The organism is Burkholderia sp. Tr-862, from assembly GCF_011753085.1.
Lineage (GTDB): Bacteria > Pseudomonadota > Gammaproteobacteria > Burkholderiales > Burkholderiaceae > Burkholderia > Burkholderia ambifaria.
The window spans coordinates 1-17,841 of the sequence record NZ_VWWG01000132.1 but is presented as its reverse complement, the minus strand read 5'-3'; the positions used below and the strand labels follow the sequence as shown (position 1 = coordinate 17,841).

Annotated in this window: 19 protein-coding genes and 1 pseudogene; 8 read left to right on the top strand and 12 right to left on the bottom strand. The window is 67.9% G+C overall.

Annotation, left to right across the window (positions count from 1 at the left end; all coding sequences use genetic code 11):
• The 3 genes from F3J14_RS26345 to F3J14_RS26335 form a co-directional block, all read right to left on the bottom strand.
• A partial coding sequence (locus F3J14_RS26345; protein ID WP_166725470.1) for an ATP-binding cassette domain-containing protein occupies nucleotides 1–460 on the bottom strand: 460 nt, incomplete at its 3' end.
• Between the two features lie 11 nt (nucleotides 461–471).
• Entirely contained in the window at nucleotides 472–2,226 is a 1,755-nt protein-coding gene (locus F3J14_RS26340; RefSeq protein ID WP_166725469.1) for an ABC transporter permease subunit, read from the bottom strand.
• Nucleotides 2,227–2,278: 52 nt separating this feature from the next.
• The gene (locus F3J14_RS26335) at nucleotides 2,279–2,416 is read right to left on the bottom strand and encodes a hypothetical protein (protein WP_166725468.1); all 138 of its coding nucleotides are present in this window, start codon (nucleotides 2,414–2,416) and stop codon (nucleotides 2,279–2,281) included.
• A gap of 255 nt (nucleotides 2,417–2,671) precedes the next feature.
• Here F3J14_RS26335 and F3J14_RS26330 point away from each other — a divergent pair, with 255 nt between their 5' ends.
• From F3J14_RS26330 to F3J14_RS26320, 3 genes are all read left to right on the top strand, one after another.
• Complete coding sequence (locus tag F3J14_RS26330; protein ID WP_166725467.1) at nucleotides 2,672–3,616, top strand: metallophosphoesterase; 945 nt, start codon at nucleotides 2,672–2,674, stop codon at nucleotides 3,614–3,616.
• Between the two features lie 23 nt (nucleotides 3,617–3,639).
• Complete coding sequence (locus F3J14_RS26325) at nucleotides 3,640–3,981, top strand: cupredoxin domain-containing protein (RefSeq protein WP_166725466.1); 342 nt, start codon at nucleotides 3,640–3,642, stop codon at nucleotides 3,979–3,981.
• A gap of 112 nt (nucleotides 3,982–4,093) precedes the next feature.
• Nucleotides 4,094–5,233, top strand: coding sequence for a patatin-like phospholipase family protein (locus tag F3J14_RS26320; RefSeq protein WP_166725465.1), 1,140 nt, complete (start codon nucleotides 4,094–4,096; stop codon nucleotides 5,231–5,233).
• A 48-nt stretch (nucleotides 5,234–5,281) separates the two neighbouring features.
• On the opposite strand, the gene F3J14_RS26315 is transcribed toward F3J14_RS26320, so the two are convergent.
• The gene (locus F3J14_RS26315; protein ID WP_166725464.1) at nucleotides 5,282–5,986 is read right to left on the bottom strand and encodes an SDR family oxidoreductase; all 705 of its coding nucleotides are present in this window, start codon (nucleotides 5,984–5,986) and stop codon (nucleotides 5,282–5,284) included.
• 122 nt (nucleotides 5,987–6,108) lie between these two features.
• Between F3J14_RS26315 and gcvA the strand changes: the two genes are divergently transcribed.
• From gcvA to F3J14_RS26300, 3 genes are all read left to right on the top strand, one after another.
• Nucleotides 6,109–7,008, top strand: coding sequence for a transcriptional regulator GcvA (gene gcvA, locus F3J14_RS26310; RefSeq protein ID WP_166725463.1), 900 nt, complete (start codon nucleotides 6,109–6,111; stop codon nucleotides 7,006–7,008).
• A gap of 143 nt (nucleotides 7,009–7,151) precedes the next feature.
• Nucleotides 7,152–7,460, top strand: a complete 309-nt coding sequence (locus F3J14_RS26305; protein WP_166725462.1) for a helix-turn-helix transcriptional regulator — start codon at nucleotides 7,152–7,154, stop codon at nucleotides 7,458–7,460.
• Nucleotides 7,461–7,532: 72 nt separating this feature from the next.
• Nucleotides 7,533–8,594: an alkene reductase gene (locus F3J14_RS26300; RefSeq protein ID WP_166725461.1), complete on the top strand. Its 1,062-nt coding sequence runs from the start codon at nucleotides 7,533–7,535 to the stop codon at nucleotides 8,592–8,594.
• A gap of 15 nt (nucleotides 8,595–8,609) precedes the next feature.
• Here F3J14_RS26300 and F3J14_RS26295 read toward each other — a convergent pair whose 3' ends face one another.
• Complete coding sequence (locus F3J14_RS26295; RefSeq protein WP_166725460.1) at nucleotides 8,610–9,137, bottom strand: GNAT family N-acetyltransferase; 528 nt, start codon at nucleotides 9,135–9,137, stop codon at nucleotides 8,610–8,612.
• A gap of 84 nt (nucleotides 9,138–9,221) precedes the next feature.
• Here F3J14_RS26295 and F3J14_RS26290 point away from each other — a divergent pair, with 84 nt between their 5' ends.
• Nucleotides 9,222–9,833 carry a LysE family translocator gene (locus F3J14_RS26290; protein WP_166725459.1) on the top strand — a complete coding sequence of 204 codons (612 nt, stop codon included), beginning with the start codon at nucleotides 9,222–9,224 and terminating at the stop codon, nucleotides 9,831–9,833.
• 51 nt (nucleotides 9,834–9,884) lie between these two features.
• Here F3J14_RS26290 and F3J14_RS26285 read toward each other — a convergent pair whose 3' ends face one another.
• On the bottom strand, nucleotides 9,885–10,805 hold the full coding sequence (locus F3J14_RS26285; protein WP_166725458.1) for a phosphatidylinositol-specific phospholipase C: 921 nt from the start codon (nucleotides 10,803–10,805) through the stop codon (nucleotides 9,885–9,887).
• 6 nt (nucleotides 10,806–10,811) lie between these two features.
• Between F3J14_RS26285 and F3J14_RS26280 the strand changes: the two genes are divergently transcribed.
• On the top strand, nucleotides 10,812–11,834 hold the full coding sequence (locus F3J14_RS26280) for a LacI family DNA-binding transcriptional regulator (RefSeq protein WP_166725457.1): 1,023 nt from the start codon (nucleotides 10,812–10,814) through the stop codon (nucleotides 11,832–11,834).
• 9 nt (nucleotides 11,835–11,843) lie between these two features.
• On the opposite strand, the gene F3J14_RS26275 is transcribed toward F3J14_RS26280, so the two are convergent.
• The 6 genes and pseudogenes from F3J14_RS26275 to F3J14_RS26250 all read right to left on the bottom strand — a co-directional run.
• The gene (locus tag F3J14_RS26275; RefSeq protein WP_166725456.1) at nucleotides 11,844–12,704 is read right to left on the bottom strand and encodes a carbohydrate ABC transporter permease; all 861 of its coding nucleotides are present in this window, start codon (nucleotides 12,702–12,704) and stop codon (nucleotides 11,844–11,846) included.
• Entirely contained in the window at nucleotides 12,701–13,570 is an 870-nt protein-coding gene (locus F3J14_RS26270; RefSeq protein WP_166725455.1) for a sugar ABC transporter permease, read from the bottom strand. The genes F3J14_RS26275 and F3J14_RS26270 overlap by 4 nt, the downstream gene beginning before the upstream one ends.
• Nucleotides 13,571–13,604: 34 nt before the next feature.
• Complete coding sequence (locus F3J14_RS26265; protein ID WP_166725454.1) at nucleotides 13,605–14,843, bottom strand: ABC transporter substrate-binding protein; 1,239 nt, start codon at nucleotides 14,841–14,843, stop codon at nucleotides 13,605–13,607.
• 190 nt (nucleotides 14,844–15,033) lie between these two features.
• Nucleotides 15,034–16,240, bottom strand: a pseudogene (locus F3J14_RS26260) (porin).
• A 169-nt stretch (nucleotides 16,241–16,409) separates the two neighbouring features.
• Nucleotides 16,410–17,348, bottom strand: coding sequence for a helix-turn-helix domain-containing protein (locus tag F3J14_RS26255; RefSeq protein ID WP_166725453.1), 939 nt, complete (start codon nucleotides 17,346–17,348; stop codon nucleotides 16,410–16,412).
• A 60-nt stretch (nucleotides 17,349–17,408) separates the two neighbouring features.
• Nucleotides 17,409–17,841, bottom strand: a 433-nt coding sequence (locus F3J14_RS26250) for a DUF3156 family protein (protein ID WP_166725452.1), incomplete at its 5' end; no start/stop codon positions are given.

Genomic DNA, 17,841 nt, shown 5'->3' with positions numbered 1-17,841 from the left:
ACGCGTTCTCGAAGCCGTCGAGACCGATCAGGTCGATCGCGGCGAGCGCGCGTTCGCGCCGCTCGCGTGCGCCGACGCCGAGCGCTTCCAGCCCGGCTTCCACGTTCTGCAGCACGGTCAGCCACGGGAACAGCGCGAAGGTCTGGAACACCATCGCGACGCCTTCGGCCGGGCCGCGCAGCGGCTTGCCGAGATAGGTCACTTCACCACCGGTCGGCTCGATCAGCCCGGCGATGATCCGCAGCAGCGTCGACTTGCCCGACCCGGAACGGCCGAGCAATCCGACGATCTCGCCTTCGCGCAGCGACAGGTTCGCATCGTCGAGCACGAGCAATTCGCCCTGCGTCTTGTTGAAGCCGCGGCAGACGTGCTCGACACGCAGGATTTCCTCGCCGAGCCGTGGCGGCTGCAGCGGCTGGGACGTCTTGACGGGGGCGTTGATAACGGTCGAATTTTGCATCGCGCTTACTCTCAATCGAGACGGAGCCGGGATTCCGCATAGGCGTACATCGGACGCCACAGCAGACGGTTGAACAAGGTAACGAACAGGGACATCACGGCGATGCCCAGGATGATCTTCGGAAAGTCGCCGGCGGCAGTGGTCTGCGCGATGTACGAGCCAAGACCGTGCGCGACGACCTTCGTGTCGCCCCACTGCACGAACTCGGACACGATGCTGGCGTTCCACGCGCCGCCCGACGCGGTGATCGCGCCGGTCACGTAGTACGGGAAGATGCCGGGCAGGATCGCCTGGCGCCACCACTGCCAGCCGCGGATGCGGAAATTCTTCGTCGCTTCCTTGTAGTCGTTCGGATAGGACATCGCGCCGGCAATCACGTTGAACAGGATGTACCACTGCGTGCCGAGCACGATCAGCGGCGACAACCAGATGTCCGCGTTCAGGTGGAAGTGGACGATCACGATCACGAACACCGGGAACAGCAGGTTGGCCGGGAACGCGGCGAGGAACTGCGCGAGCGGCTGGATCTTCTCGGCGAGCGCGGGGCGCAGCCCGATCAGCACGCCGAGCGGCACCCAGACCACCGACGCGATCGCGATCAGCACCAGCACGCGCAACAGCGTGATGAGACCGAGCACCAGCACGTGGCCGACCTCGCCCATCGTGACGCCGGTCGCAACGAAGCTGACGACGCGCCATGCGACGTACACGGTGATCAGGATCACGAACGTTCCCCACACGATATCGCCGATGCGCGACGAACCGCGCACCGACGCAGCGCGCGAGCGAGCGCCCGCGAGCGACGGCGCGCGCAACGGAATCCGCGCGGCCTGCGACAGCAGCCAGCCGGCGGGCACCAGCAACTGATGGATCAGGTGCGTGCGGCGCATCATGTCGAGCAGCCACGATTGCGGCGCATCGCCCGACGCGGTGTTCTCCATCCGGAACTTGTCAGCCCACGCAACGAGCGGGCGGAACAGGAACTGGTCATACGCGAGGATCACGACCGACATCGCGACGATCACCCAGCCGACCGCGCCGAGGTTCTTGTCCGAGATCGCCTGCGCGAGATATGCGCCGATTCCCGGCAGCGTGATCGTCTGGTTGCCGACGGTGATGGCCTCCGACGCGACGACGAAGAACCAGCCGCCCGACATCGACATCATCATGTTCCAGATCAGCCCCGGCATCGAGAACGGCACTTCGAGCTTCCAGAAGCGCTGCCACGGCGTCAGGTGAAAGCCGCGCGACACTTCGCTCAGGTCGCGCGGCACCGTGCGCAGCGACTGGTAGAAGCTGAACGTCATGTTCCACGCCTGGCTCGTGAAGATCGCGAAGATCGCCGCGAGCTCGGCGCCGAGCACGCGGCCCGGGAGCAGCGCGAGGAAGAATGTGACCGTAAACGAGATGTAGCCGAGCACCGGCACCGACTGCAGGATGTCGAGGATCGGGATCAACACCATGCCGACACGGCGGCTTTTCGCGGCGAGCGTGCCGTACACGAGCGTGAACACGAGTGACGCGACCATCGCGGCGAGCATCCGCAGCGTCGTGCGCAACGCGTATTCGGGCAGGTTCGACGGATCGAGCGAGATCTTCTGGGTCTGAAGGGTCGCGATCGGCGCCAGCGTCTGATGGAAGCCGACGATCGCCATCGCGAGTATGCCGATGATCAACGGAAATGCGACCGCGTCCCAGCGATTGGGGAGCACGCGCCACGCGGATGCGTTGGCGGTGCGATTCGGGTCGAAGAAACGGATATCCATCGGTAGCGTCTTGGTCGAATTGAAAATCGATGGGGGGCGGCCGATCGCCGCGTCAGCGGGTGCGGCCCGGAACAAATTCCCAGGCGTCGGGCGGACGATTGCCGGTAGCCTGGCAAGGCACCGCCAGGCTGAGGATGTGCGTGTGATGACTGGCCGCACCGCTGGCTTCCGTAGCCGCGAGATTCAGCATGAGGGGCTCCGGAGAAGGTGATTCGGTGTCGCAGGCTATCGGGCGCAGATGACGCAACTGTGACGTGTCACTTACAAGACATTGACACGTCATGCGCCGGCGCTTCGTCATCGCGCCGCAAGCCGCGAGCAGCGGCGCACAACGTCGCAACACGCGGGAATAAATCCGTTGCCGCGCCGGTATGGCATGCGAATGCGCCGGCTTATTCCAGGACGATCCGGCCGTCCGGTTACGTCATACGATTGCGAGGCTCCCATGTCTTCATCGACCCCTACCCGCCCGTCGCGCCGCAAGGCCCTGCAATGCATGGCGTTCGGCGGCCTCGGCACGTTGTTTACGCTGTCGGGCGGCATCCTGACGCCGTTCGATCTCGCGCTCGCGCAAAGCGGCGCCGCCGTCCCCGCGGATGCGGGCCGGCCGCTGTTCGTACAGATCAGCGACACGCACATCGGCTTCAACAAGGACGCGAATCCCGACGTCGCGGCCACGCTGCGGCAGACCATCGACCTGGTCAACGGGATGTCCGCCGCGCCCGCGCTCACGATCCATACCGGCGACATCACGCACTTGTCCAAACCGGAGGAATTCGACCACGCGTCGCAGCTGCTGTCCGCGCTGCGCGTGCCGGAGCTGCACACGGTGCCCGGCGAACACGACGTGACCGACGGTTCGGGCGCCGAATACTTCAGCCGGTTCGGCAAGGCGTCGAACAACCGCGGCTACTACAGCTTCGATCACGCGGGCGTGCACTTCGTCGCGCTCGTCAACGTGATGCATTTCAAGCCGAACGGGCTCGGCAGCTTCGGCGAAGACCAGCTCGCGTGGCTCGCGCAGGACCTGAAGGGCCAGTCGTCGAGCACGCCGATCGTCGTGTTCTCGCACATGCCGATGTGGACCATCTACGAGCCCTGGGGCTGGGGCACCGGCGACGCGCCGCAGACGATGGCGCTGCTGCGCCGCTTCGGCTCGGTCACCGTGCTGAACGGGCACATCCACCAGATCGTGTCGAAGGTCGAGGGCAACGTGACGTTCCATACCGCGCGCTCCACCGCGTTCCCGCAGCCGACCGCCGGCAACGGCCCGGGCCCGGTGCCGCTCACGGTGCCGCGCGACCGGCTGCCCGCGATGCTCGGCGTGACGACCGTCGATTTCACCGGCCATCCCACGGCAGCGACACTGCGCGACACGACGCTCGCCTGATCCGGATACGCAAGGAGACCGACATGACCTTCTTCAAGCCCTCGATGCTGCCGGCCGCGCTGATCCTGTGCGCGGCCGCCGCCGGCACGCCGCTCGCCGCGTTCGCGCAAACCCCGGCCGGCCCGCTCGTGACGATCCACAATTTCATGTTTTCGCCGATGTCGACCACGATCAAGGCCGGCACGACGATCACATGGAAGAACCTCGACGCGGAACCGCACACCGTCGTCAACGACGCGGGCATCTTCCGTTCGAAAGCGCTCGACCAGGACGAGACCTACTCGTTCCGCTTCGACAAGCCGGGTGTCTACAAGGTGTTCTGCGGGATTCATCCGTACATGAAGGAGACCATCACCGTGGAATGACACGGCCCGCGAAACGCGCAACGATCCGGCATGACGGACGGTGCGCGTCGATCGCCTACACTGGTTCCATTCGGCCGGAACCCGCCGGCCGTCACCGACTGCGAGGAAAGCGATGACGGCAAGTCAACCCGCACATCCGAAACTGCCGGGCCAGGTCGTGCTCGTGCTCCAGGGCGGCGGCGCGCTGGGCGCATACCAGCTCGGCGTATTCGAGGCGCTGGACGCGTCGGGCATCCAGCCCGACTGGGTCATCGGCACGTCGATCGGCGCGATCAACGCGGCGCTGATCGCCGGCAACGCGTCCGGACACCGCGCGCAGCGGATGGCCGAATTCTGGCGCCACGTGACCGAACGGGCCGCCGTGAACGTGCCGGGCTTCCCGACCAGTTGGGACAAGATCGGCGCCGAGCTCGCGGTCATCGGCGCCGGCATCCCGGGATTCTTCCGGCCGAATCCCGCCGCATGGCTCGGGCCGCTCGCGCGCGTCGGCGTCGAGCACGCGTCCTACTACGTGGTCGAGCCGCTGCGCGACACGCTTGCGTCGCTGATCGATCTCGACCTGCTGAACGCGCGCCGGCCGCGACTGACCGTCGGCGCGGTCAACGCGTGCACCGGCACGATGCGCTATTTCGATTCACGCGACCGGCCGCTCGACCTCGACCACGTGATGAGCTCGGGCGCGCTGCCGCCCGCGTTCCCGGCCGTGCGGATCGACGGCGCGCCCTACTGGGACGGCGGCATCTATTCGAATACGCCGGTCGAGGTCGTGCTGGACGACGCGCCGCGCCGCAGCTCGATCATCTTCTCGGTGCAGATGTGGAATCCGGTCGGGCCCGAGCCGCAAAGCATCTGGCAGGTGTCGGAGCGGCAGAAGGACATCCAGTATGCGAGCCGCACGGACAGCAATATCGCGCGGCAACAGCAGATTCACGGGCTGCGCCACGTGATCAAGGAACTGGTCATGCGGCTGCCGGAGGCCGAACGCAAGTCGCCCGACGTGCAGGCGCTCGCCGCGTGGGGCTGCCAGACCACGATGCACGTGATCAAGCTCGCCGCGCCGCGCCTCGACGGCGACGATCAGTGGAAGGACATCGATTTCACGCCGGACGGCATCGCGGCGCGCCGCCAGGCCGGGTTCGACGCGACGATGCAGGCGATCGCCGCGCGCCCGTGGGAGCTGCCGCTGGACCCGACGGAAGGGCTCAGCGTCTGGAGTCCGGAAGAGAACAGGATCGGCGAACGGCATAACTGATGCCGCTGGCGGCCATCTGCGCGCGCGTCGTCCTGCCGTGGATCCGGCTTACAGCGCGCGCACGATGCCGCCGTCGACCCGAATGTTCTGCCCGGTGATGTAGCCGGCGCCGTCTGACAGCAGGAACCTCACGGTCTGCGCGATCTCCTGCGTCTTGCCGAAACGGCCGACCGGAATGCGGGCAACGATCTCGGGCGTCTCCGGCCAGCTGTCGATGAAGCCCGGCAGCACCGAATTGATGCGAATGTTGTCCTTCGCATACCGATCGGCGTACAGGCGCGTGACCGAACTCAGCGCCGCGCGAAGCGCGGACGACACAGGCATCGCCTGCTCGGGCGCGTCGGCCGCGAAGCTCGAAATATTGACCACCGCCCCGCCGCCCTGCTTCAGGAAGACGGGCGTCACCCGGCGCAGCACGCGAAGGACGTTGAGCACGATCAGGTCGAGCCCTTCGTGCCACTTGTCGTCCTCGATGGCGAGCAAGTCGCCCTTCGGCGGATGTCCGGTGTTATTGACGACCGCGTCGATACGGCCGTACTTCGCGAGCGTCTCGTTGACGAAACGCTCGATGTCGGCGTCGTCGATGACGGACCCCGCAATGCCGAAACCACCGAGTTCCTTGGCCAGCTCGACTGCGCTGCCGGACGGCGACATCAGCGCGACGCGATAACCGTTGTTCGCGAGGTCTCGCGCGATTGCAGCGCCCATGCCCTTGCCCGCCGCCGTCACCAAAGCCACTTTCTCTACAGTCATCCCGCTCTCCCGGATAGGTCGGCTCAGCGCCGCTGATCATCGTTCCAAAGGGCTACTCTAGGACCCTATAATCGAATTGTCGAACGATGATTTCTCCATCCACCCTGTAGAATTTCTACTGCATGACCGCTCCGTTGCGTACCCGCCGGTTTCCGCCGCTCAATGCGCTTCGCGCGTTCGAGGCCGCCGCGCGCCACCTCAATTTCCGGCTGGCCGCCGACGAACTCGGCGTGACCCAGGGTGCGGTGGCGCAGCAGGTCAGGCATCTGGAGGACGTCGTGGCGGTTCAGCTGTTTCGGCGCTTGCCCCGGGGGCTTGCGCTGACGCGCGAAGGGCTCGAGTATTTTTCGTCGGTCCAGCGCGCGCTTCAGATCATCTCCGACGCCACGGACGCCCTGGGCCAGCGCCCCACGGTTCTGGCGGTCAGCACGACGCCGTCGTTCGCGTCGAAGTGGCTGATTCCGCGCCTGGCGGACTTCGGGCGGCTGCACCCTGACATCGAGGTTCGCGTCATCGCCGACGAAAGGCTCGCGTCGTTTCGGACTGACGGCGTCGACATCGCGATTCGACTGAGCAAGCCGCCATTCCCGGCCGGACTCGCCGCGGAGTTGCTGGCTCCGCTCGACATCTTCGCCGTCGCCAGCCCGAAGCTGCTCGACGGCGGCCCGCCCATCCGCACGCCCGCGGACTTGTCGATGCATGCGCTGTTGCACGACGCGCACGATCTGTGGCCCGAATTCATCGAGAAGCTCGGTGGAAAGGGTCAGGCCGATCCGACGAAAGGGCCGAGATTCAGCCAGTCGCTGCTCGCGATCGACGCCGCGGTCGCCGGTCAAGGCATCGCGCTGACCAACGAGCCGCTCGTCGAGCGCGACATCGCGGAAGGCAGGCTGCGCCGCGTGTTCGATTTTTCGTTTCCGATGTCGCTCGGGTTTTACGTCGTCTTCCCGCAGGCCAATGCGCATTCGGAAGCGTTGCAGGCCATGCGGCGCTGGCTGTTTGCGCAGTACGGGAAAGCGTGATCGGCTGAAATCGCGACGGATCAACAACCTTACCTGTGTCAGTGTCTTCGCACATATCGTATTTTTCCGATATATGATTCGCCCATCGACGATACCTGTTTGCGCCGGTGTTCCCACCGAACGCCGAAACACCACGCCCTTCCATGCCGACCGAACTCGACATCGACGCGATCCTGAAAGCGCTTTCGAACCCCGTGCGCCGGGAAATCCTCGTCTGGCTGAAAACGCCGGGCGCGCATTTCCCCGAGCAGACGCTGCCGTATGACCACGGCGTCTGCGCCGGGCAGATCGACGCGCGCTGCGGGCTGTCGCAGTCGACCGTCTCCGCGCACCTCGCAACGCTGCAACGCGCGGGGCTCGTGACGTCGACGCGGATCGGCCAGTGGGCGTTCTTCCGGCGCAACGAGGCTGTCATCGACGCATTTTTCGACGCGCTGCGCCGCGAACTCTGACCCAAGCCATGCGGGCCACCCGCCGCGCACGACGCGACGGCCATCCCGCCTTTCGTGAAGAGGTTATCTGCCATGCCCACCCTGTTCGACCCCGTTACCCTCGGCGACCTCACCCTGCCGAACCGCATCGTGATGGCACCGCTCACCCGCTCCCGCGCGGGCGCGACGCGCGTGCCGAACGACCTGATGGCCCGCTATTACGCCGAGCGCTCATCGGCCGGCCTGATCATCAGCGAAGCGACCTCGGTCACGCCGCAGGGCGTCGGCTATGCGGACACCCCCGGCATCTGGTCCGACGAGCAGGTCGAAGGCTGGAAGCGCGTGACCCAGGCCGTGCACGCGGCCGGCGGCCGCATGGTGCTGCAGCTGTGGCACGTCGGCCGGATCTCCGATCCGGTGTTCCTGAACGGCGACCTGCCGGTCGCGCCGAGCCCGATCGCCGCCGGCGGCCACGTCAGCCTCGTGCGCCCGCAGCGTCCGTACGTGACGCCGCGCGCGCTCGAACTCGATGAAATCCCGGGCATCGTCGCCGCGTACCGCAAGGGCGCGGAGAACGCGAAGAAGGCCGGTTTCGACGGCGTCGAGATCCACGGCGCGAACGGCTACCTGCTCGACCAGTTCCTGCAGGACAGCACCAATCACCGCACCGACGCGTACGGCGGCCCGGTCGAGAACCGCGCGCGCCTGCTGCTCGAAGTGGTCGACGCGGCGATCGACGTGTGGGGCGCGGGCCGTGTCGGCGTGCACCTCGCACCGCGCGGCGATGCGCACACGATGGGCGATTCCGACCCGGCCGCGACGTTCGGCCATGTCGCGCGCGAACTCGGCCGCCGCAAGATCGCGTTCATCTTCACGCGTGAGTCGTATTCGGGCGACCACCTGAGCCCGCGGCTGAAAGAAGCGTTCGGCGGCCCGCTGATCGCGAACGAGCAGTTCACGCTCGAATCCGCGCAGGACGCGCTCGCGAGCGGCAACGCCGATGCGATCGCGTGGGGCAAGCTGTTCATCGCGAACCCGGACCTGCCGCGCCGCCTCGAAATCGGCGCACCGCTGAACAAGCCGGTGCCGGAGACCTTCTACGCCGAAGGAGAAACGGGTTACACCGACTACCCGGCGCTCAGCGACGCGGCCTGACGGCCGGCGACACGTTCATGCGCGCACGTCAGTGCGCATGAACACGCGCTGCGTCTCGTCGAGGCCGCGTGCAACGTGATGCGCGCGGATCGCATGGAGTGTGTGGTCGAGCGATGCGTCGTCGACGATGTGGAAACCGAGGCGCGCGTAATACGGCGCATTCCACGGTGCATCGCGGAACGTCGACAGCACGACCTCGGCAATGCCGTCTTGCGCGGCGCGCGTCATGATCCGTTCGATCAGGCGCGCGCCGATCCGCTGCCCCGCATGCGACGGCGCGACATCCAGTTCCTCCAGATACAGCCGCCGCGCATCGAGCAGCCGGTAGAACGCGAAGCCCACGCACGTCCCCTCATCGTCCGTCGCGACATACGCGCGACCGTCGTCGATGCGCACGAGCACGTCGGCCGCATCGGTCGGTTCGCCTTCGGCGATGTCGACCATCCCGATCGCGCGAAAGCGCTGGGCGGCGGCCACTTCCACGGCGGCCATGGCGGCCGCGTCTTCCCGCGTGGCGGGACGAATCCGGATCGATGCTGTCATCACAACGAGATAAGCGGGCGGGAACGGCCGTCACTATAATCGAAACTTCATACCTTTCGAACGCCCCTGCCCACGAGGTTCGTCATGACGCTGTCCGCGCTTGCCGTGTTCGCCATCGCCCTGCTCGTCACCGCCGGCACGCCCGGCCCGAGCGTCGCCGCGCTCGTCGCGCGCGTGCTGACGAACGGCGTGCGCGACGTGCTGCCGTTCCTCGCCGCGATGTGGATCGGCGAGGCGCTGTGGCTCACGCTGGCCGTCGCCGGGCTGTCCGCGTTCGCGCGCACGTTCGCGACGGGCCTGCTCGTGCTGAAGCTGCTCGGCGTCGCGTATCTGCTGTTCCTCGCGTGGAAGATGTGGACCGCGCCGACCGATACGCAGGCCGACGACCTGCCGCGCGGCCAGTCGCCGTGGCGCATGTTCGTCGCGGGCACGCTGGTCACGCTCGGCAACCCGAAGATCATGCTGTTCTATCTCGCGCTGCTGCCGACGATCGTCGACCTGACGCATGTCGGGGTCGTCGCGTGGGCTGAGCTCGTCGGCACGATGCTCGCGGTCCTGATCCTCGCCGACTGTTTCTGGTCGCTGCTCGCTTCACGGGCGCGCGCGTTCCTCACTTCGGCACGCGCGAAGCGGATCGCGAACCGCACGAGCGCGACCGCGATGGCGGGTGCGGCGGTGGCGATCGCGACGCGTTGAATACGGCATCGAACGCGCCCGCGATATCCTGCGCGCCCGACCCGCGCGAACCTAACAACCGATCAGCCTGCGCCTACCACCAGGCTCGCGCACGTAATCGTTGCACGCCACCAGCGCCCGCACCAACGCCCAGTCATCGTCGTCGCAGAAATCGAGCAGCACCGCGCCACACGGACCACGCAGCTCGCGCAACCGCTCGGCGAGCCGCGCCTGAATCCCCTGCACCCTGCCATCGCCGCGCGCGACCACCGAAGGATTTGCCCCCATCCCCGTACCGCTGCAGAAATTGATCGCCCAGCGGCCGCTCTCCGGCGACGGCATGCCGGTCAGCAGCGCGTCGATCACGCGCCACTTGTAGTGGATCGACCCGACGACGGGCACACGGTATTCATCCTGGATCACGAACGCCGCATCGGGATGATCGATCGTGAAGGTCGCGTTGTCGGGCCACGCGGTCAGGTCGATGCCGAGCGGTCGGCGGCTGCGAAACCGCCGCAACAACACCACCGCGCCGCGCACGTCGCCGAGCGTCGACAGCGCGCCGCCCGCATGCCAGCGCAGCCGCGGATGTCGCGCGCAATGCGCATCGAACGTCGCCTCGAAACCGCGCGTGCATGCGTGCGCGGGCCACTCGTCCTTCACCGACATCACGATGCATTCGCGCGGATGCGCATCGAGAAAGCGCGTGCAGTCCGCGAGCACGTCGTCGAACGACATGCCGAGCGCTATCCCGCCGTGATGAATGTCGAACGTGTCGCACCGATGCCGGCACCGGATGTCGAGCAGGCGCACGCCGTGCGCGAGCTGCGCGTCGAGCGGCGCGCGCTGCGTGCGCACGAGCGCATCGTCGACCGTATACGCACAGGTGTCATGGCTGCCCGGTAGGGTCAGCGTAGGCAGCGGCCGCGCGTCGTCGAGCGCCGACATCCAGTCGGCCAGCGGCGTGGGGGCTTCGAGTCGCGAAGGGATCATGAATCGATGACTGACAAGGAAAGAAAAACGTGGGTGACGGCATCGGATGTCGCCGTGCGAGCCGGCGTGTCGCGCTCCGCGGTGTCGCGCGCGTTTTCGCCGACGGCAAGCATCGCGCCCGAAACGCGCGAACGCGTGATGGTGGCCGCGCGCGCGCTCGGCTACCAGGTCAATCTGATCGCGCGCGACATGATCACGCAGCGCAGCAGCATGATCGGCGTCGTGACGGCCGGGTTCGAGAATCCATTCCGCGCGCGGCTGCTGTCCGACCTGATGGCCGCGCTCGGCCAGCGCGCGTTCACGCCGCTCGTGACCAACGCCGACGACCCGCATCAGGTCCGGCAATCGCTCGAACGTTTGCTCAGCTACCGGATCGCGGGCCTCGTGATGACGTCCGCGTCGCCGCCGCTGTCGGTCGCGCGGCAGTATCTCGACCACCGGATTCCCGTCGTGATGATCAATCGCGACGCGAACCTGCCGGGCGCGGATGTCGTCGTCAGCGACAACGCGGCGGGGGCCGCCCACGCCGCGCAACGGCTCGTGCGGGCCGGCGCGCGCCGGCTCGCGTTCGTCGGCCCGCGTACCGCGAGCTACAGCGCGCGCTCGCGCGCGGATGCGTTCGATCAGGGGCTGCAACGCGGTGACGCATTCGATGCAGCGCTCGTCCGCGTGATCGATACGCGCTCCGACACGCATGCGTGCGGCATCGATGCCGCGCGGCAACTGCTCGCATCCGGCGAGCGCCCGGACGGCGTGTTCTGCTCGTCCGACCTGCTCGCGCTCGGCGTGATCGACGCCGCACGCGACGCATTCGGCCTGCGCGTGCCCGACGACCTGCGCGTGATCGGCTTCGACGACATCCCCGCCGCCGCATACGACGCCTATCGGCTCACGACACTGCGCCAGGATACGCAAGGCCTCGCGCACGCGGCCGTCGACCTGCTCGCCGACCGGATCCAGACGTTCGACGGTGCGTCGCGCACGCGTGTCGTCCCGGTTACGCACGTGGTCCGGCATAGCTGCGCGTAACGCGCCGGGTCACTTCAGCCCGCCGGCGAAGCCGCGCAGCAGATAGCGCTGCACGTAGCCGGCCACGGCGAGCGTCGGCAGCGACGCCAGCAGCCCCGCGCTCATCAGGTCGCCCCAGTCGATGCCGTTCTCCGTCACGTAACCGGCAATCGCGAGCGGCAGCGTGAAGCGGCTCGGCGTCGACACGAACAGCAGCGCGATCAGGAACTCGTTCCATGCGGCGATGAACACGAAGATCGCGGTCGCGATCAGCCCCGGCGCGCACAGTGGCAGCACGATCTGCACGAGCCGCCGCGCAAGCCCCGCGCCGTCGATGCACGCGGCTTCCTCGTATTCGACCGGCACGTCGCGCACGAACGCGAGCAGCATCCAGATCGCCATCGGCAGCGCGTAGATCTGGTAAGCGAGCATCAGCCCGGGCGTCGAGTCGAGCAGATGCAGCCGCTTCGCGAGCGCGAATAGCGGCACGGCGATCGTGATCGGCGGCATCAGCTTCAGGGCCAGCACGAGCATCAGGAACAACAGATCGAGCCGCGCCGGAAACCGCAGCCGCACGAGGGCATACGCGGCAGGAAACGCGAGCGTCAGCGCGAGCAGCGTCGTGCCGAACCCGACCAGCAGCGAATTGGCGAGCGGCGCGCCGATGCCGTTCGACCACACCGACACGAAATGCTCGAGCGTCGGCGCGGCCGGCCAGATCCGCAGCGGATGATCGAGGCGTTCGAGCGTCGGCATGAACGCCGCGCCGGCCATCCACAGGCACGGCAGCAGCAACAGCGCGAGCGCGACGACGCGCAGCCCCCATGGCGCCGCGCGACCGAATGCTGCGCCCGTTCGCGCGTGCGCGATGCCTGCGGGGCGCGCCGTCATGCGCGCCGCTTGCGAACCGTCTGCCATACGTACCCCGAAACCAGCAGCGCGGACGCCGCGAGCATCAGCACCGACGCGGCACTCGCCGGCCCGACGTTGAAGAAGCGAAAGCCCGTGTCGTAGATGTAGGTCGACAGCGTCTGCGTCGCATTGCCGGGGCCGCCGCCCGTCAGCGCATAGACCTTGTCGAACAGCTTGAACGTATCGATCGAGCGCAGCAGCAGCGCGAGGCCGATTTGCGGCGCCGCAAGCGGCAGCGTGATGTCGCGCAGGCACTGCCATTCGCTCGCGCCGTCGGTGCGCGCGGCTTCGTACAGTTCCTGCGGGATCGATTGCAGCCCGGCCAGCACGATCAGGAACGCCATCGGCGTCCACTGCCACACGTCGACGAGCGCGAGCGACCACAGCGCGAGATGCGGATCGGACAGCCAGCGCACGCCTTCGATGCCGAACGCGGCGAGCAGCGCGTTCAGGAAGCCATCGAAGTTGAGCCAGTTGCGCCAGATCGCCGAGCACACGAGCGTGGACAGCATCATCGGCAGGATCGCGAGCGGCAGCGCGATGCGCCGCCCCGGGAACGCGCGCACGAACAGCAGCGCGAGGCCGAAGCCGAGCGCGACTTCGGCGAGCGACGCCACGATCGTGAAGCGCAGCGTGTTGCCGAAGCCGGCCGCGAACGCATCGTCGCCGAGCACCGCGCGATAGTTCGCGAGCCCGGCGAACGCGCGCCGGCCGGCCGCATAGTCGACCCGGCAGAACGAGTCGACCAGCACCTGCGCGACCGGGTACAGCGCGAGCGCGGCCAGCACCAGCAGCGCGGGACCGAGCAGCGCGACGAACGGCAGGCTGCGGCCGAGGGCTTTCATGCGCGGATTCCGGGCGATGCGTGACGACGGGCCGTCACTTGCCGGCCGCGGCCATCGCCTGCGCGATCTTCTGCTGCGCCTGCCGCAGCGCGGCGTCGGGTGCGGCCTGCCCGGTCAGCGCGAGCTGCAGCTGGTCGCCGAGAATGCTCTCGACCTGCTGCCAGTCCTTCACGCGCGGCCGCGCACGGCCGGCCTCGAGCGCCTTCAGTTGATCGGGATACCAGCGGTACTGGCGCACCAGCGCAGGATCGGCGAACACGCTGCGGCGCGTCGGCGGAATGCCGATTCCGGCGAGGCGGGTCTGCGTGTCGCGCGAGCTCAGGTAGCTCAGGAATTCCTGCGCGAGCTTCGCGTGCGGCGCATCCTTCGGAATGCCCATCTGCCAGATGCCGAGCATCGGTGCGGGGCCCGCCGTCTGCCCGGGCGGCGGCTGCAGCGCGATTTGCCCGACCACGCGCGACTGCTTCGGATCGTCGAGCGCCGGAATCCACGCCGGCCACACTTCGATCGACTGCGCGGCCGTGCCGCGCTGCAGCGCGTCGCGCACTTCGGCGGCGCCGTACACGTCGACGTCCTTCGGCGCGGACGCCTTCAGCGCGAGGAAGGTCTTCAGCGCGGCCTGCGACTCGCGCGAATCGATCGTCACGTTGCCGGCACGGTCGAACACGTCGCCGCCGTAGGCCCACAGGATCGGCAGGAAACCCGTCACGACCGGGTTGCCCTTCGTGCCGCGGAACACGACGCCGGACACGCTCTTGTCCGCGCCGCCGACGGTCTGCGCGATCTTCAGCACGTCGTCCCAGTTGCGCGGCGGCTGCAGCTTGTACTTCGCGAGCAGATCCTTCCGGTAAGCGAACATCTCGACGTTGCCGACGATCGGCAGCGCGTACAGCGCGCCCGCCGCGTTGCGGCCGAGCGCGACCGCGGACGGCACCAGATCGGCATCGGCGAGCGACGCCGGCAGCGGCTTCAGCCAGCCGTTGCCGATGAATTCCGGCGCCCACGTGTCGTCCATCATCACGAGGTCGTACGTGCCGGTGCCTTCGCGCATCGACAGCTTCAGCTTCTGGTACAGGTTCGCGTTCGGCAACTTGAGCAGCTCGATGTCGGTGCCCGGATGCAGTTTGGTGAAGCCGGCGACGGCGTCGGCCAGCCCCTTGCCGTAGATGTCGTCGCGGCCCGCGATGACGAGATCCGCCGCGAAGGCGTGCGAGGCGGCAAAGGACAGCGCAACGGCGGCGGACAGCGCGCGCAGGCGGCTCAACAGGGTCATGAGGTCTCTCTCGATCGGCGTGGTGGCGGGTCGGCCTCGCGTTGCACACGTGTGCAACGCGGGCGACGCTTCGGGCGGCCTGAAGCGAACGCCATTGTTCACGTCGATCGTTAAGAATTTGTGGCACACGGCGGGACCGGCCGCCGGCGCAGCCCGCCGCCCCCCCCCGCCCGGGCCGGCGCGCGCGCCGTCAGAAGTTCACGCGGATCCCGGCCATCACCGCGAGCTGGCGGCTCGAATTGCTGTTCGCGAGCACCGGGATCTGCGCGTAGTTCGCCGCGTTGCCGTTCGCGTCGGTGCCGAGCCCCGCGCCGCTCGCGATCTGGCCGATCGCCACCGCGTACAGCGCGGTGCGCTTCGACAGGCTGTAGTTCGTGCCGACGTTGACCTGGTGGAAGCGCGTCGTGCCGCGCCCGTCGGTGTGCGCGGCGTTGAAGATATACGCGACGCCGCCCTGCAGCGCCGGCGTGAACATGTACGTGACGTTCAGCTCGCCGATGTCGAACGTGAACGCCTGCGTGCGCGGCTGCGCGTCGGTCGAGAAATAGCGGCTGTCGCCCAGGCGCGTGTGCGTGTAGGTCAGCGCGAGCGTCGCCGCGCCGAGCGTCACCGAGCCGCCCGCGCCGAACGCGCGCATCGAGCCGGCGTCCTGCAGCAGGCAGTACATCGCGCCCGGGTTGCTGCACGCGAAGTCGCCGATATAGCCGCTCGCGCCGCCGAGCGCCGCGTCGAGCGGCTGGTGCAGGTCGAGATAGCCGACCGAGAACGCGATCGGCGCGGGTATAGGTCGCCGCGACCGCATAGCCGCGCTTCGCGGAAAAGTCGCCGGCCTGCCCGCCGAAGCTGAACGTGCCGCCGATCGTCAGGCCGTGGAAGTCCGCGCTGGTGAACTTCACCGCGTTGTTGAAGTTGAACGCGGCATTCAGGTTGTCGACGTCGCCGAGATGCGACCCGTACGGCGTCGCCCAGTTGTTGCTGGAGACATAGGCGCCGAGCATGTCGGTGTACGAGTCATATTGCCGGCCGAGGCCGAGCGTGCCGATCCCCTCCTGGCGCAGCCCGACCCACGCCTGGCGGCTGAACGCGGTGCCGCCCTGCAGCGCCTGCCCGTTCGCGGACAGGAACTGCTGCTCGAGCGAAAACACCGCGTCGAGCCCGCCGCCGAGCGGTTCGGCGCCCTGGAAGCCGAAGCGGGACGGCACCAAGTTGCCGCCGCCCATCTGCCACGCATGGCCGCCGCCCGTGCTGCCGTCGGCGCGCGTGAACTGCTGGTTCGTCGAATAGATGATGCCGGTGTCCACGGTGCCGTACAGCGTCACGCTGCCGGAAGTCTGCGCGTGTGCGTGCATGCAACCCAGCGTGGCCGCGGCCGCGGCCAGTCGTCGTCCGATCTTCATGTCCCGCCCTCTGTTGTCATCGATTCGCAGTGCAGATCGATGGAGTTGTCGATATGGGTGACAGGACTCTATCCAGCGAAAATTCGGGACCTCTATCCCAAATCAGCAAATGGTGAAGCGATCGGATAACACACGAGGGCGCGCGGCGGCACCGTCGCGCGCGAAGACGTCATTCGGGACGCAAGGTCTGCGACGGCAGCTCGCCGAACAGGTCGCGATACTCGCGCGCGAAATAGCCCAGATGCGTGAAGCCCCAGCTCGCGGCGGCCTCGCCGACGCCCAGCTGGTGCGCGCCAGTGGTGCGCAGCAGGCGCCGCACCGCGTTCAGCCGGATCGTGCGCAGATAGCCGACGGGCGTGACGTCGGCGACGCGCTGGAAGCTCGTCTGCAGCGTACGGCGGCTGCAGCGCAGCGCGCGGCACAGTTCGAGCACGGTGACGGGTTCCTCGGGCCGGTCGCGCAGATGCTTCTCGCAACGGCTGACGATATCGCTGTAGGTGGCGTGCGTGATGTCGCGGCGCTCGACGCCGATGCCCTGGTCGAGCGCATCGAGGAACATGCCGAGCATCGCGTCGCGGAACATCTTGCGGGTGGCCGCGTATTCGAGGCAGCCGGGATTGCGCTGCGCGTCGTCGATCAGCGACGACAGCCGCGCGCCGAGCGCGACGCCCTGCTCGTCCGACAGCCGCGTGACGTGCCGCAGCTTGCGCGCGCCGGCCGCGCCGAACTCGGCTTCGCACAGCTCGTCGACCATGTCCGATGCGGCGCTGATCCCGACCAGCCCCATCCCTTCCGGCGTATGGAATTCGAAATCCTCGCCGGCGCGCAGCGCGAGCAGCGCATAGCCGTCGATCGGCTGGCCCTGGAACGTGCCGGCGAGCGGCACCGACAACGGCACCGCGAGCGACGTGCGCCGGGCCGGCGCGAGGCCGGTTTGCGCGACACGCCGGTTGGTGGTCTCGCGGAAGAAATGGAAGTCGTCGTACAGCACCTGCGTGACGGTGCCCCTGAACCGGCCCGGCGTCATCTGGCGGTAGACCTGATGCCAACCGGCGATCGCGAGCCCGTGGTCATGCACGTCTTCGTGTGAGCGTGACTGGAACAGCATCGGCGTCTCCGGTAAAACCCTGAATCCACGTTGCGGCCGCACGGCTCGCAGCGGCACAGCTTACCCCCGCAAAATTCCGCGCAGTGCGGTTTCGAATGCAAGACAGGCCGCCGACAGCGCGGCGGCCTGCTCGCCGGTCAGGCGGACATAGCGGCGAAACGACGGCATCCGGTTCACGACCTCGCTGCCGCCGAACGGCACGACGGCAAGCGTCCAGCGTCCGTCGTGCGCGACGATCGTGCAGTCGGTCAGGTGCAGCGGGCGCAGCGCGTCGGCGACCGACGGCTGCGCGACGAGTGCGGCCACCGCACGCGCGAATCCGGGGTCGCATCCCGGCTCAGGTTCGGCCGCGACGCCGGTGCGCCGCAGCCAGCCGGTCTGGAGCACGCGTGCGCGGCCCTCCCCGGCCGGACCGTGCGCGGCGACCGTCACCTGCACGCTGACCGTATGCATCAGGAACTGCCGCTCGACGCGCTCGTCGACGCGCACGTGA

What these genes read in the sequence shown, in the direction of transcription:
- F3J14_RS26335 (WP_166725468.1), bottom strand. Translation starts at nt 2,416, where the DNA reads ATGCTGAATCTCGCGGCTACGGAAGCCAGCGGTGCGGCCAGTCATCAC.
- F3J14_RS26275 (WP_166725456.1), bottom strand. Translation starts at nt 12,704, where the DNA reads ATGACGGCGCGCCCCGCAGGCATCGCGCACGCGCGAACGGGCGCAGCA.
- F3J14_RS26315 (WP_166725464.1), bottom strand. Translation starts at nt 5,986, where the DNA reads ATGACTGTAGAGAAAGTGGCTTTGGTGACGGCGGCGGGCAAGGGCATG.
- F3J14_RS26280 (WP_166725457.1), top strand. Translation starts at nt 10,812, where the DNA reads ATGACTGACAAGGAAAGAAAAACGTGGGTGACGGCATCGGATGTCGCC.
- F3J14_RS26290 (WP_166725459.1), top strand. Translation starts at nt 9,222, where the DNA reads ATGACGCTGTCCGCGCTTGCCGTGTTCGCCATCGCCCTGCTCGTCACC.
- F3J14_RS26255 (WP_166725453.1), bottom strand. Translation starts at nt 17,348, where the DNA reads ATGCTGTTCCAGTCACGCTCACACGAAGACGTGCATGACCACGGGCTC.
- F3J14_RS26305 (WP_166725462.1), top strand. Translation starts at nt 7,152, where the DNA reads ATGCCGACCGAACTCGACATCGACGCGATCCTGAAAGCGCTTTCGAAC.
- F3J14_RS26340 (WP_166725469.1), bottom strand. Translation starts at nt 2,226, where the DNA reads ATGGATATCCGTTTCTTCGACCCGAATCGCACCGCCAACGCATCCGCG.
- F3J14_RS26285 (WP_166725458.1), bottom strand. Translation starts at nt 10,805, where the DNA reads ATGATCCCTTCGCGACTCGAAGCCCCCACGCCGCTGGCCGACTGGATG.
- F3J14_RS26320 (WP_166725465.1), top strand. Translation starts at nt 4,094, where the DNA reads ATGACGGCAAGTCAACCCGCACATCCGAAACTGCCGGGCCAGGTCGTG.
- F3J14_RS26265 (WP_166725454.1), bottom strand. Translation starts at nt 14,843, where the DNA reads ATGACCCTGTTGAGCCGCCTGCGCGCGCTGTCCGCCGCCGTTGCGCTG.
- F3J14_RS26270 (WP_166725455.1), bottom strand. Translation starts at nt 13,570, where the DNA reads ATGAAAGCCCTCGGCCGCAGCCTGCCGTTCGTCGCGCTGCTCGGTCCC.
- gcvA (WP_166725463.1), top strand. Translation starts at nt 6,109, where the DNA reads ATGACCGCTCCGTTGCGTACCCGCCGGTTTCCGCCGCTCAATGCGCTT.
- F3J14_RS26330 (WP_166725467.1), top strand. Translation starts at nt 2,672, where the DNA reads ATGTCTTCATCGACCCCTACCCGCCCGTCGCGCCGCAAGGCCCTGCAA.
- F3J14_RS26300 (WP_166725461.1), top strand. Translation starts at nt 7,533, where the DNA reads ATGCCCACCCTGTTCGACCCCGTTACCCTCGGCGACCTCACCCTGCCG.
- F3J14_RS26325 (WP_166725466.1), top strand. Translation starts at nt 3,640, where the DNA reads ATGACCTTCTTCAAGCCCTCGATGCTGCCGGCCGCGCTGATCCTGTGC.
- F3J14_RS26295 (WP_166725460.1), bottom strand. Translation starts at nt 9,137, where the DNA reads ATGACAGCATCGATCCGGATTCGTCCCGCCACGCGGGAAGACGCGGCC.